The organism is Kribbella sp. NPDC055110, assembly GCF_053607525.1.
Map to the genome: position 1 here is coordinate 89,060 of NZ_JBSGTS010000019.1, position 12,428 is coordinate 101,487.

Sequence of the window (12,428 nt, forward strand, 5' to 3'; positions counted from 1 at the left end):
TGTGGCCCGATCATAGCAAATGGTCAGACCAAAAACTAGACCAGGGTGAGCGCGTCCGCGAGTCGTTCGTTCCAGGTGGCCGGGCGGCCGTAGAGGGCTTCGTCGAGCTTGGCCCGTTTGTAGAAGAGCTGCAGGTCGTGCTCCCACGTGTAGCCGATCGCTCCATGCAGAGTCAGAGCACTGTCGGCCACTCGGCTTCCCGCCGCAGTGACTTGTGCCTTCACCGCAGCGGCGTGCAGGTCGGACTGCGGCCCGGCACCGTCCACCGACGCGGCGGCGAAGTAGACCGCCGACCGGGCCGCCTCGATCTCGACCAGCATCGTCGCGGCGGCATGTTTCACTGCCTGGAACGAGCCGATCGGTACGCCGAACTGTTGCCGCTGCTTGCTGTAGGCAACAGCCATCTCGAGCATCTTGCCCATCGCACCCAACGTGTCCGCAGCGACCAGTACGGCGGCCCGCGCCGCACACTCCCTGAGGAATGCCGAAGCATCCACGTCGAGTCGCTCGGAGGTCGCACCATCGACAACCACGTCCGCAACCGACCGACTGCGGTCGAGCAGTCGCCGAGCGACAACACGCACACCGTCGGCCGACACGAGCCTCAGCTCGGGCCCTTCGACCACTGCGATGAAGCTCGCTGCGCAGTCAGCAGCAAGCACCCGGCGAACGGTCCCGTGCAGGCGACCGTCCGCGTCCAGCGTGAGGCGCGGTCCCTCGCCGGGGATGCTCTCCGCGGGAGACAGCAGTACTACCGGCTGAATGGCAGGAGCCGCGGCGGGGACGCCGGCGAGAGCCGACAGGGCCGGGGTGGTTGCGAGCCAGGTCGCGGAGGGGGCACAGGCGCCCGCGAGAAGTTCGGACGTCAGCGCGAGCTCGACCAGGCCGCCGCCTTGGCCGCCGATCGACTCGGGCAGGCCGACGCCGGACCAGCCGTCGGCGGTGAACCGGTCGGCGAACGAGCGCGAGTCGCCGGCGTCGAGCCATCGGCGTACGACGTCCGGTGGGGAGATGTCGGCGAGCCAGCCGCCAAGGCTCTCCCGGTACGCGTCCTGTTCCTCGGACAGTTGCCAGCGCATCAGGACAGTCCCTTCACCTGCAGGCGGATCTCCTCCACGGCCTCCGGGTTCTCCGCGCCGGACAGGTCGCCCGGATCCGCGTCCAGCACGGCCGCACGGACGGCCCGGCGCAGGATCTTCGCGGACCTCGTCTTGGGCAACTGCTCGACCCGGACCACACGAGCCGGCGCGAACGGCTTCCCGAGCTCGACGGCCACCAGGTTGGTGAGACGGATCGCCATCGCCCGGTCGTCGGCATCCGCGGCGGCGCGCCGTACCCAGAAGGCCCAGACCGACTCGCCCTTGGCCGGGTCGGGAATCCCGACCACCGCACACTCCGCAACAGCTGCATCAGTCGCCAGCACCGACTCGATCTCGGCCGGCGCGACTCGCTTCCCGGCGACGTTCATCACGTCGTCCGAGCGGCCGAGGATGTACCAGCCGGTCTCGTCCACCAGGGCGTAGTCGCCGTGCCGCCACAGTCCCGGGTACGTCGACCAGTAGGCGTCCCGGTAACGCTCGTCGTCCTTCCAAACTCCGCGCGTCATCGACGGCCACGGCTGCCGGCACACCAGCTCGCCCACACTCCCTCGCAGCGGCCGCCCGTCGTCGTCGACCACGTCGACGTCCATCCCCAACGCGGGTCCACCGAGCGAGCAGCTGCGGATGTCCTCGACCGGATAGGGGCAGAGGAACGAGCCACCCACCTCGGTCCCACCGGAGAAGTTGATCACCGGGACCCGGCCACCGAAGACGTCTCGCGCCAGCCACTCGTAGGACTCCGGATCCCACGGCTCGCCCGTCGATCCGAGGACGCGGACCGATGACAGATCACCCGCGGGATCGTTGCCAGCGGCACGTAACGTGCGGATCAACGTGGGTGAGACGCCGAGCATCGACACCCGATGGCGCTCGACCAGGTCCCACAACCGGCCGGTGTCCGGCACATCCGGCGAGCCTTCGTACAGCAGCAGCGTCCCACCGCAGGCGTGCGTGCCGATGATCGACAGTGGCCCCATGATCCAGCCCATGTCGGTGATCCAGCAGAACGTCCGCCCGGATGCCATCTCGAACCCGTACGCCACCTCACTCGCAACCTTCACCAGGAACCCGGCATGCGTGTGCACCGCACCTTTCGGCCGCCCGGTGGTCCCCGAGGTGTAGGCCAGCAAGAACACATCCGACGCCGACGTGGGCTCGACGACCGGATCAGGATCGGCCGCGAGCAGGTCCGCCCACACGTCGTCGGTCACCACCAACTCGACACTCGGACAGGTCTTCAGCGCCTCGTCCAGTTGATCCTGCAAGGCGACGGTACGGCGACGGCGTGTCGTGCCACTCGTCGTGATGACGGCCTTGGCGTCGGCGTCCTGGATCCGCGCGGCGATCGCGGCCGGAGCGAACCCGGAGAACAACGGCACCACCATCGCGCCGATACTCGCCACCGCGTACATCGCGACGACCGCCCGAGGCGTCATCGGCAGGTAGATCGCCACCGCGTCGCCCTTGCCGATGCCCCGCGCCCGCAGTCCGGCCCGGACTCGCGCAACCTGGTCGTCCAGCTCCGCGAACGTCAGCCGCCGTACCGTTCCGTCCTCAGTCTCGTGCACGACCGCGATCGCGTCGGGCATGGCAGCGGACCAGCGCCCGAGCGTGGCGTCGACGATGTTGATCGTGCCGTCGACGAACCACTCCGGATACTCGATACCGCGACTCACGGCCAGCACCTGGCTGTACGGCGTCCGGAACTCGATGCCGAGGTCTGCCACCACGGAGTCCCAGAACGATCCGACGTCCGCGACCGAACGTGCTCGCAACTCGTCGGCGGATGCGACACCGAGAGTGCGCATCAGGCGAGCCACATTGGAGTGCTGGAGGTAGTCGGGCGTCGGCCGCCAGGTATATGTCATCGCGGCATCCCCAGGATTCGTTCGGCGACGATGTTGCGCTGGATGAACGTGGACCCGCCCGCGATCGCCGTACCGCGGGCCTGGTTCGCCAGCCGCAGCCAGCGCCGGGACCGGACCGCCTCGTCGGAGGTGTCGTCGAGATCGAACTGACCGGCGAGCGGTTCGAGGGACAGTCGGAAGTCGGCCAGGTCCTCGACGAGCGGACAGAAGTACAGCTTGCCGATCGAGGCGACCGGGCCGGGCGGGCCGGACGCGCCGCCGATCACGCGCTGGCTGATCGTGCGATGCACGAACGCGCGCGCCCACAGGTCGGCCACCCGCTGACGAATCTGCGGATCATCACCGACACCCAGCTCGCGGATGTCGGCGATCAGGTCGTCGACGGCCTTGGTCGTGTTGACCCGGCCGGTGGCGATCGCCACCCGCTCGAACGACAAGGTGCCCATGGCAACTTTCCAGCCGCCGTCGACGTCACCCACGACAGCGTCGTCGGGCAGGAAGACATCGTCGAGAAACACCTCGTTGAACTCCGACTCGCCCAGCATGTGCGCGAGCGGACGCACCGTGACGCCTTCGCTGTCCATCGGCAGCAGGAAGTACGTGATTCCCTTGTGCCGCGGGCCGCCGCCCGTACGCGCCAGCAGGATCGCCTGCGCGGCCAGTTGCGCCCGGCTGGTCCAGATCTTCTGGCCCTGGATCCGCCAGCCGCCGTCCACCTTCGTCGCCTTGGTCCGCAGGGACGCGAGGTCGGAGCCCGAGTCGGGTTCGGAGAAGAGCTGGCACCAGATCTCCTCGCCGGCGAGGATCGGACGCAGGTAACGCTGCCGCTGCGCCTCCGATCCGAAGTGCGCGATGGTCGGGCCGGCGAAGTCCTCGCCGATGGTGTTGAGCCGCTCGGGCGCCCCGGCCAGGTCGCACTCCGCGCCGAAGATCGCCCGCATCCGCTCGTCCAGACCTTGGCCGCCGTACTCGCGAGCCCACGTCAGGCCGGCGTATCCGGCGTCGTACAACATGGCCTGCCAGGCACGCCAGAACGCCGGCTTCTCGGTCAGGTCCGCGGGCTCGGGCCAGGGCAGCTCGGGCAGGCGCTTCTCCAGCCAGGTGCGCAGCTCCTGCCGGAACCGGGCCTCGTCGGGGGCGTCGGCTAGGTCCATCAGCCCAGCTTCGCCTGGATGTCGGAGCGCAGCACGTGCTTCTGGATCTTCCCGGTCGCGGTCATCGGCATCGCCGGCACGATCTCCAGCCGCTCCGGCAGCTTCTGGGTGGCCACCTTGTGCTCGCGCAGCAGCGCGGAGATGTCGTCGAGCGTGATCGCCGGTTGCCCTTCGGCCAGTACGACGTACGCGCAGACCTTCTCGCCGAGCCGTTCGTCCGGCATCCCCACGATCGCGACATTCGCGATCGACGGGTGCCGCAACAAGTGGTCCTCGATCTCGCGGGCGCTGATGTTCAGGCCGCCGCGGATGATGATGTCCTTGAGCCGTCCGGTCACGCGGACGAACCCGTCGGCGTCCATCCGGCCGAGGTCGCCGGAGCGCGAGAAGCCTTCCGGTGTGAACAACTCCGCGGTCTGCTCGGGGTCGTCGTAGTACTCGATCATGTGGCTCGGGCCGCGGTACGCGATGTCACCCTCCTCGCCGCGCGAGCGCTCGACGCCGTCACCGCCGACCACCTTGACCTCGGCGCCCTGGAGCGCCGAGCCGTCCGACGTCGCGGAGCGCTCCGGCGGATCCGTGACCGTGCACATCGTGGTGAGGAAGTTCTCCGACCGTCCGTACAGGCTCAGCGTCCGGAAGCCGAGCAAGTCGTGGGACTTCTCCACGATCGCGCCCGGGATCGGCGAGCCGGCGCAGACCCACAACCGCAAGCTGCTCGCGTCGTGCTTGGCCGGGTCGTAGGCCCCCATCAGCATCTGCAGGAACGGCGTGGCAGTGACGGTGACCGTGCAGCCGTGCTGCTCGATCCGGTTCAGGCCTTCCTGCGGGTCCCAGGCCTCCATCAGGTACGACTTCGCGCCGGCGATCAAGGGCAGCACAACGCTCGTCACCAGGCCGGTGCTGTGGGTGATCGGGGACGGCCCGAACTGGACGTCGTTCTCGGTGTAGTCGAGGCTCTTCATGATCGCAGTCGCGCTCGCCCGCACGGTGTTGAAGGTGTGGAAGCAGCCCTTCGGGCGGGACGTCGTACCCGAGGTGTAAACGATCAGGAAACCGTCGTCCGGCTCCGAGTCGGGACCTGCCTCCGTCTCCAGCGCCGACAGGTCGCCGTCAACGACCAGGCTGTCGAGCGACTGCCCGGAACCCGCGGTCCGGGCGGCGTACACCATCCGGAGGTCCGGAGTTGTCGACCGCAACTCCTCGAACATCGCCAGGTGACCGAAGCCGCGGAACTCCTCGCACGTCACCGCTGCCACCGCACCGGAGTGCCTGAGGACGTACCCGACCTCCTCCTCGCGGTAGATCGGCATGATCGGGACCAGGATCGCGCCGATTCTCGACAGTGCTGCCGCGACGACGGCGAAGTCGGTCCAGTTCGGCAACTGAACGGCGACCCGATCGCCACGCTCCACACCCTGCCGGTGGAACCCGACCGCGAGCCGCAGTGCCTTCTCCCGGAAGTCGGCATAGGTGAGCGACGTCGTGCTGTCGAAGACGAAGGTCTGGTCGCCGCGCTGCTCGGCCTGCTCGGCGACGAGCGCGTTGAAGCTCGTCGGTGCCCAGTAGCCGGCTGCGTAGTAGCCGGCGATCTGCTCCTCGGAGTACCGGTCCCGAACGGTCCTGGTCGGTGCGCTCATGACTCTTTCCTTACTTCCTTGGACAGGAAGGCCAGGACATCCGCGATGACTTCGTCCTGGTTGGTTTCATTGAAGATCTCGTGCATCGCGCCCGGATAGACCTTCCTCTCGAGAGCAGAGCCGGCCAGGTGCTCGAACGCCTTCGCGGTCACGTCGTACGGCGCCAACGGGTCGAGCTCGCCGTGCAGCCACAGGGTCGGCAGATCGCCGAGCGAGGGGCCGGCGGCGATGTCGGCAACGGCCGTGAAGATCGCCGACAGGGTCTGGCGGCTCAGCGGTCCGTGATGGACGAGCGGGTCGGCCAGGTACGCCTCGCCAACCGCCGGGTCGCGCGAGAGCATCGCGGTGTCGATCGGCACCTCGGGCATCGGGTCCATCGACAGGAGCGCCTCGAAGCCCGGGTTGCCGCCCACCACCGGGCCGGTGAGCACCAGCGCGGTGAGCTCGCCGGGGAACGACTGCGCGAACCGGGTCGCGATGATGCCGCCCAGCGAGTGGCCGATCAGCACTATCGGCAGCCCGGGGTGGTCGGACCGCAGACGGTCGGCGACCTTGTGCAGGTCCGCGACCATCTTGTCGACGTCCTCGATCTCGGCCCGCTCCCCCGCGGACCCACCGTGGCCGTGATGGTCTCCGGCGTACACGACCGCGCCGTCGGCCACGAGCCGCTCCGCGACGTGGTCGTACCGGCCGCTGTGCTCGCCGATGCCGTGCGCGAGGAGCACGCCGTACGACGGCTGTTCGGCACTCCACGTGCGAACGAAGACGTCGCCCACCGTGCCGTCGATCATGAAGGCAGTCATCCCGCCCCTCCCGAGGTAGCTGATGCCCCGAGCATGCGCCATTCGGACTAATAGTTCAATGGTCTGACCATAAATTCTAACACTGCTTCCAGACCGGATCACGCTGCTCACGGAACGCAGTCACGCCCTCGACGATGTCCTCGGTGGTGAAGGCGAGGGCGAGCTGCGACCGGAGCGCCGACAGCGCGTCCGGCAGGCCGAGATCCCGTGTCGCGGCGATGGCGTCCTTGCCCATTCGCATCAGCAGGGGTGACTTGGCCGCCAGCTTGTGCGCCCAGTCGCGGACCACGGCGTCGAAGCTGTCCGCCGGAACAACGGCGTTGACGAGGTTGAGCCGGGCCGCCTCGGTGGCGTCGATGGGTTCGCCGAGCATCATCAGCTCGTTCGCCTTCAGGCGGTCGACGTTGCGGTAGATCAGCGCCGAGATCATGAACGGAAACACGCCGACGTTGATCTCCGGACAGCCGAACCGGACGCCCTCCTTCGCGATCACCAGATCGCAGGCGAGGGCAAGGCCGAACGCGCCGGCGAGGACGTCGCCACCGGCGGCACAGATCACCGGCTTCCCGAGCTCCCCGAGCCGCCGGTAAAGGCGAGGGAAGCGATCCAGCCCTGCGTACTTCGTGATCGTCGGGGTCTCGCCCGCGAAAGCCTTGAGATCCCCGCCGGCCGAGAAGATCCGGTCGTGCGACGACCCGAGCACGACCACCCGGATCGCCTGATCCGTCGCCGCCGCATCCAGTGCGGTCAGCAACTCGTCGAGCAACTCGTCGCTGAGCGCATTGCGAGTCTGTGGCGAATCAAGAGTGATGAAGGCAACCGCCTGGTCATCCACGTCGTAGCGGACGTTCACGGTGAGAGCACCACCTTCCCGAATCCTTGACCGCTCTCGAGGTAGGCATGGGCGTCCGCGGCCTCGGCCAGTCCGAAGACGCGATCGATCACCGGCGGGCGTACGTCGTACCGCTGGAGGAAACTCAGCAGACCGGCGAAGTCGCGCGGGCTGCCCATCGTGCTGCCGATCAGCTCGAACTGCCCGAAGTAGAACGGACGGATATCCAGTTCCGCGCGATCGCGGTGCGACGCCCCCAGGACTACCAGCCGGCCGCCCGGGCGTAGCGCCGACAACGACTCGCTCCAGTTGCCGACCGAGTCGAGGACGACGTCGAATCCGCCGCCAACGACCTTCTTCGCCGCCTCAGGCCAGCCGGGGTCGTCGTACCGGACTCCATCGGCGGCTCCGAGCTCCCGAGCACGGGCGATCTTGTCTTCCGACGACGAGGTGACAACCACCTGGCAGCCCGCCACGGTCGCCAACGAGACGGCCATCGTCGCTACGCCACCACCCGCTCCGAGCACCAGCACGGACTCGCCTCGTCGCAGTCGGCCGCGCGAGAACAATGCCCGATACGTGGTCAGCCCAACGAGTGGCAACGCGGCGGCTTCCGGCCAACTCAAGGCATCCGGCTTCGGTACGACGCAACTCGGCGGAACTCGCACATATTCGGCGTAGGTGCCGGGCTGATGGTCGCCGAGGATCTCCCAGTGCGGGCCAGGAGCCGACTCGTCGTCACCCCAGCGCAGCGAGGGCAGGATCACGACCTCCTCGCCCGTCTCGACATCGACACCGGCGCCGTCGGCTCCGGCGATGTGCGGAAGTGGCGAACCGTAGCGGCCCTGCCGGACCAGCACGTCGTGCCAGTTGAGTGCAGCTGCCTTCAGCCGTACGACCGCCCAGTCGGGATCAGGTCGCGGGTCCGGCATCTCCGCGAGCTGCAGGACTTCCGGACCGCCGAACTCTTTCATCACCACGGCGCGCATCCCGGTCACCTCGCATAGGTGAGGTAGATGGACTCGCCGACGGCCGCGGGCTGTTCCTGGCCGCGGACCTCGACCCGGAGACGTAATCGATAACGCACGCCGCCGTCGTCGCGTCGTACCGGATCCGTGATCGACCCAGCCAACCGGACCTCGGACCCCACCGGCACCGACGCCGGGAAACGCACGTCGTCGAGGCCGTAGTTGGTGCCGCGGGCGTGATCCTTGATCCGCAGCAGGTCCTTGAACATCACCGGCACCAGCGACAGCGCGAGGTAGCCGGTCCCGCCCGGACCGAACAGGTCGACGACCGCCTGATCCACCCGGCGCCAGGGCGAGGCGCCGAGATCCAGCTCGGTCACCTCCGCGAGTTCGGCCACCGTCAGCTCGATCATCGATCCTCCTCGGCCTTGCCGACATCCGCGTAGCGGTATTATGGTCAGACCAAAAGCTGAGCGTCAACGAGGAGAGCCGATGGACGACTTCACCGACGTGACCTACCAGGTCGAGGACGGCCTGGCCTGGATCACGATCAACCGCCCGGAGCGGTACAACTCGTTCCGGGCCCGGACGGTCGACGAGCTGGTGCTGGCGTTCAAGCGGGCGTGGGCGAGCGACGAGGTCGGTGTGATCGCGTTGACCGGGGCGGGCGACAAGGCGTTCTGCACCGGCGGCGACCAGAAGCAGCGGATGGAGACCGGCGACTACGGTCCCTCGCAGAGCGGGCTGTTCGAGGTCGATTCGTTGCACCGCGTCATCCGCGACGTACCGAAGCCGGTCATTGCCGCGGTCAACGGTTACGCGATCGGCGGTGGGCACGTGCTCCACCTGCTGTGCGACTTGACGATTGCCGCCGACAACGCGACGTTCGGCCAGAACGGTCCTCGGGTCGGTTCGTTCGACGCCGGCTTCGGCACCGGGTTGATGGCCCGGGCGATCGGCGAGAAGCGAGCGCGGGAGATCTGGTTCCTGTGCCGGAAGTACTCCGCTGAGCAGGCGCTCGACTGGGGTCTGGCCAACAAGGTGGTGCCGGCGGACCAGCTGCACAAGGAGGTCCGGGCGTGGGCCGACGAGATTCTGCAGCTCTCCCCCACTGCGCTCAAGGTGCTGAAGCAGTCGTTCAACGCCGACACCGAGCACTTCGCCGGGATCGGTCAGATGGCGTACTCCAGTCTCAAACTGTTCGGCGAGACCACCGAGGCGCAGGAGGGCATCACCGCGTTCAACGAGAAGCGCAGCCCGGACTTCTCGGCGTACCGCGGTAACTGACATGTTCAGCAAGGACGCACTCGACGGGTCGCGGATCCTGATCACCGGCGGCGGGACGGGCCTCGGACGCGGCGTGGCCGGACATCTCGTCGACCACGGCGCCGAGGTTCACCTGTGGGGTCGCCGCCTCGCCGTGCTGGAAGAGGCTGCCGCCGCCGCTGGGCCGGGCCGCGTCCACGCGCATGCTGTCGACGTGCGCGACTTCGAGCAGGTGGACGCGACGATGGAGTCGATCTGGTCCGGGTACGGACCGCTGACCGGCGTCGTCAACAATGCGGCGGCGAACTTCATCGCCCAGACCGAGAAGCTCAGCCCGCGTGCGTTCGAGGCCGTCACCGGCACGGTGATGAACGGGACCTTCCACACCACACTGGCCGCCGGGCGACGGTGGATCCGCGACAGCCTGCCTGGCAGCGTGCTGTCGACGCTGACCACGTGGGTCTGGACCGGATCGGCATACGTCGTGCCGTCCTCGATGGCGAAGGCCGCGGTGCACGCGATGACGATGTCACTCGCGGTCGAGTGGGCGAAGTACGGGATCCGGATCAACGCGATCGCACCAGGGCCGATCCCGACCGACTACGCCTGGGAGATGCTCAACCCGACAGACAACAGTTCCGTCGGCGCGACACAAACCGACACGGTTCCGGCCGGCCGGGCGGGGACGATCGAGGAACTCGCCAACCTGACGATCTTCCTGCTGTCCGACGCGTGCGACTACCTCACCGGACAGACGATCGCGATGGACGGCGGCCAGATGCTCGCCGGCCCGGCAACCTTCGCCGGACTCACCAAGCTCACCGATGCAGACTGGGATCAAATCAAGGAACGCAGCAAGGCCGCCACGGCCGCGAGCAAGGCGCAGCGTTCTACCTGAGTGTCGGGCGGTACATGTACGACGGACTCCGGGTGAGCGCGAACTCGAAGATCCCGATGCCCGGTGTGCCGCCGTGGTCGAACTCGCACAGCCTGTCCGTGAGTGAGGTCCCGACCGTCCGTGGCGTGACCGTGCCGTCGAGTGGGTAGACGTCGTACTCCAGACCCTGCAGCGATCCGTGCCGCCCGCCGTACCCGCCGCCGGCCATCAACGCGCCACGACCCGACGCGTCGACGTCGATCGTGTAGCTCGTGGCCTTGGTGGTCACCGCGACCGTGCCGGACCTCAGGTCGAGGGTGTCGTCGAAGACCAGGCCGTGGCGTACGTCGACGACAGGGTCCAGCCGTCCGTCGGTGTGCATCACGGCACCCTCCAGCAGGAGCCGTTCGCCTGAGCGGTCCTCGACGAGCAGGAAGCCGACCGAGCGGTCCGGGAACTGCGCCTGGTGCCAGAGATGCAGACCGTGACCGCCACTCATCGTCCGAACACCGCGTGACCTGTCGCGTTGCCCGTACCAGCCGTCGACCTGCTGAGCGGCACCGTCGATGGTGAGGGTTCCGCCGTACCGGCCGGACTGGAAGAGGTGCTCGAACCTGGTCGATTCGCCGACCGTGATGTCGCCCGACCATGCCGGCGTACGCGCACGCCAGGTGAGGTCGAATTCGACGCCGGCTGGATTCGCACCGAGGGTCAGGTGCCACGTTGAGTCTTCGACTTGCCAGGTGAGTGGTCCACAGCTCGAACCGTCGATCGTGCTGCCGAACCGGAGGTTGCGCTGCTCATCCGCGATGCAAGCGATCATGAAACCGTCTGTGCGCTTGTGGTCCGGGTACGCGCCGGCGCCGAGGATGACGCAGGGTGCTGTCGCGTCGGCGGGGTGGAGGTTGAACATGAAGCGGTCGAAGTGCATCACATCTCCAGACCGGCTGCGCGGCGAGCGGCCTCGAGGAACGACGGCACGTGCGCCGGATCGGCATAGTACGGATCCTTGCCCTGCCGGCGGCTGTACTCGTAGAGCACCGCGAGCTTCCACAGCGCGAAAGTCGTGTACCAGTTCAGGTTCTCCAGCGTCGCCCCGGTGCGTACGGCGTACCGGTCGGCGAGCTCCTTGCGGCTCGGGTAACCGGGTTCGAGCATCGCTCGTCCGAATTCCTGGGTCGGCGTCAGCGGACCGTCCTCGTCGGGGACCGAGGCGAGGAAGTAGCCGAGGTCGAGCAGCGGATCGCCGATGGTAGCCAGCTCCCAGTCGAGAACGGCGACGAGCTCGCCGGGGCGTTCGGCGGACAGGACGACGTTCCCGATCCGGTAGTCGTTGTGGATGATCGACGCCCCGGACTCGGCCGGGACGTGCGCCGCCAGCCAGTCGTCGATCTCGGCGAGTCGGCTGTCTGTCACCAACTGTGCGATGCGGCGCCGGTGCCGGTCGTTGAAGCCTTCCGGCCGCCCGAAGTCCTCGAGGCCGGCCGATCGCCAGTCGACCGTGTGCAGGTCGGCCAAAGTGTCCACAAGCGCTTCACCGATCCGGTGATGTGCCGAGGCCAACGCCGGCGGTGTCTCGGTGGTGGCGATCGGGCCGGCGGCGAAGGTCATCACATACAGCGGTACGTCGACCACCTCGCCCGCCTGCGCAGTGGCCAGCAACCGCGCCACCGGCACCCGCGAGCTCGACAGTGCGCCGATGACGCGGGCCTCTCGCAGGACGTCGTGCGCACCGGGTGGGAAGGGTGGCGGTGGCGGCCTGCGGACCACGACGACGTGCTTGCCATCAGCAACGAGATGTGTGAGGTTTGAGTGACCGTCGCCGATCGGGGTGGTGGTGATCTCGCCGCCGGTCAGGCCTCGATCCTGCAGGTACGACGCCAGCCGCGCGCGCGGCTCGGGCGTCCAGTCCCAGGGCAT

At 68.0% G+C, this 12,428-nt stretch carries 12 protein-coding genes; 2 read left to right on the forward strand and 10 right to left on the reverse strand.

All coding sequences use genetic code 11. From position 1 onward, the window contains the following. Positions 1 to 35: 35 nt before the first annotated feature. From ACWF0M_RS26605 to ACWF0M_RS26640, 8 genes are all read right to left on the reverse strand, one after another. Positions 36 to 1,079 (reverse strand): acyl-CoA dehydrogenase family protein, encoded by a 1,044-nt coding sequence (locus ACWF0M_RS26605; protein WP_452238430.1) that lies wholly within the window; start codon positions 1,077 to 1,079, stop codon positions 36 to 38. Next, positions 1,079 to 2,968: an AMP-binding protein gene (locus tag ACWF0M_RS26610; RefSeq protein WP_452238431.1), complete on the reverse strand. Its 1,890-nt coding sequence runs from the start codon at positions 2,966 to 2,968 to the stop codon at positions 1,079 to 1,081. The genes ACWF0M_RS26605 and ACWF0M_RS26610 overlap by 1 nt, the downstream gene beginning before the upstream one ends. Further along, the gene (locus ACWF0M_RS26615) at positions 2,965 to 4,122 is read right to left on the reverse strand and encodes an acyl-CoA dehydrogenase family protein (RefSeq protein WP_452238432.1); all 1,158 of its coding nucleotides are present in this window, start codon (positions 4,120 to 4,122) and stop codon (positions 2,965 to 2,967) included. Before ACWF0M_RS26615 ends, ACWF0M_RS26610 begins: the two co-directional genes overlap by 4 nt. Then, positions 4,122 to 5,762, reverse strand: coding sequence for an AMP-binding protein (locus ACWF0M_RS26620; protein ID WP_452238433.1), 1,641 nt, complete (start codon positions 5,760 to 5,762; stop codon positions 4,122 to 4,124). The genes ACWF0M_RS26615 and ACWF0M_RS26620 overlap by 1 nt, the downstream gene beginning before the upstream one ends. After that, complete coding sequence (locus ACWF0M_RS26625) at positions 5,759 to 6,565, reverse strand: alpha/beta hydrolase (RefSeq protein ID WP_452238434.1); 807 nt, start codon at positions 6,563 to 6,565, stop codon at positions 5,759 to 5,761. Before ACWF0M_RS26625 ends, ACWF0M_RS26620 begins: the two co-directional genes overlap by 4 nt. A 76-nt stretch (positions 6,566 to 6,641) precedes the next feature. Next, positions 6,642 to 7,418: an enoyl-CoA hydratase/isomerase family protein gene (locus tag ACWF0M_RS26630; RefSeq protein WP_452238435.1), complete on the reverse strand. Its 777-nt coding sequence runs from the start codon at positions 7,416 to 7,418 to the stop codon at positions 6,642 to 6,644. Then, on the reverse strand, positions 7,415 to 8,386 hold the full coding sequence (locus ACWF0M_RS26635) for a zinc-binding dehydrogenase (RefSeq protein ID WP_452238436.1): 972 nt from the start codon (positions 8,384 to 8,386) through the stop codon (positions 7,415 to 7,417). Before ACWF0M_RS26635 ends, ACWF0M_RS26630 begins: the two co-directional genes overlap by 4 nt. Positions 8,387 to 8,391: 5 nt before the next feature. Further along, entirely contained in the window at positions 8,392 to 8,778 is a 387-nt protein-coding gene (locus ACWF0M_RS26640) for a hypothetical protein (protein ID WP_452238437.1), read from the reverse strand. A gap of 79 nt (positions 8,779 to 8,857) precedes the next feature. Between ACWF0M_RS26640 and ACWF0M_RS26645 the strand changes: the two genes are divergently transcribed. Together ACWF0M_RS26645 and ACWF0M_RS26650 are read left to right on the forward strand one after the other, a co-directional pair. Then, positions 8,858 to 9,652: an enoyl-CoA hydratase-related protein gene (locus ACWF0M_RS26645; protein WP_452238438.1), complete on the forward strand. Its 795-nt coding sequence runs from the start codon at positions 8,858 to 8,860 to the stop codon at positions 9,650 to 9,652. 1 nt (position 9,653) lies between these two features. Further along, the gene (locus tag ACWF0M_RS26650) at positions 9,654 to 10,529 is read left to right on the forward strand and encodes an SDR family oxidoreductase (protein ID WP_452238439.1); all 876 of its coding nucleotides are present in this window, start codon (positions 9,654 to 9,656) and stop codon (positions 10,527 to 10,529) included. Here ACWF0M_RS26650 and ACWF0M_RS26655 read toward each other — a convergent pair. Both ACWF0M_RS26655 and ACWF0M_RS26660 read right to left on the reverse strand, forming a co-directional pair. Further along, positions 10,522 to 11,439 (reverse strand): hypothetical protein, encoded by a 918-nt coding sequence (locus ACWF0M_RS26655; protein WP_452238440.1) that lies wholly within the window; start codon positions 11,437 to 11,439, stop codon positions 10,522 to 10,524. The genes ACWF0M_RS26650 and ACWF0M_RS26655 overlap by 8 nt on opposite strands. Then, positions 11,439 to 12,428: a phosphotransferase family protein gene (locus ACWF0M_RS26660; protein WP_452238441.1), complete on the reverse strand. Its 990-nt coding sequence runs from the start codon at positions 12,426 to 12,428 to the stop codon at positions 11,439 to 11,441. The genes ACWF0M_RS26655 and ACWF0M_RS26660 overlap by 1 nt, the downstream gene beginning before the upstream one ends.

Excerpts from the sequence above, each read along its gene's own strand:
- ACWF0M_RS26655 (WP_452238440.1), bottom strand. The coding sequence starts at position 11,439 with ATGCACTTCGACCGCTTCATGTTCAACCTCCACCCCGCCGACGCGACA.
- ACWF0M_RS26660 (WP_452238441.1), bottom strand. The coding sequence starts at position 12,428 with ATGCCCTGGGACTGGACGCCCGAGCCGCGCGCGCGGCTGGCGTCGTAC.
- ACWF0M_RS26620 (WP_452238433.1), bottom strand. The coding sequence starts at position 5,762 with ATGAGCGCACCGACCAGGACCGTTCGGGACCGGTACTCCGAGGAGCAG.
- ACWF0M_RS26615 (WP_452238432.1), bottom strand. The coding sequence starts at position 4,122 with ATGGACCTAGCCGACGCCCCCGACGAGGCCCGGTTCCGGCAGGAGCTG.
- ACWF0M_RS26640 (WP_452238437.1), bottom strand. The coding sequence starts at position 8,778 with ATGATCGAGCTGACGGTGGCCGAACTCGCGGAGGTGACCGAGCTGGAT.
- ACWF0M_RS26650 (WP_452238439.1), top strand. The coding sequence starts at position 9,654 with ATGTTCAGCAAGGACGCACTCGACGGGTCGCGGATCCTGATCACCGGC.
- ACWF0M_RS26635 (WP_452238436.1), bottom strand. The coding sequence starts at position 8,386 with ATGCGCGCCGTGGTGATGAAAGAGTTCGGCGGTCCGGAAGTCCTGCAG.
- ACWF0M_RS26645 (WP_452238438.1), top strand. The coding sequence starts at position 8,858 with ATGGACGACTTCACCGACGTGACCTACCAGGTCGAGGACGGCCTGGCC.
- ACWF0M_RS26605 (WP_452238430.1), bottom strand. The coding sequence starts at position 1,079 with ATGCGCTGGCAACTGTCCGAGGAACAGGACGCGTACCGGGAGAGCCTT.
- ACWF0M_RS26625 (WP_452238434.1), bottom strand. The coding sequence starts at position 6,565 with ATGACTGCCTTCATGATCGACGGCACGGTGGGCGACGTCTTCGTTCGC.
- ACWF0M_RS26610 (WP_452238431.1), bottom strand. The coding sequence starts at position 2,968 with ATGACATATACCTGGCGGCCGACGCCCGACTACCTCCAGCACTCCAAT.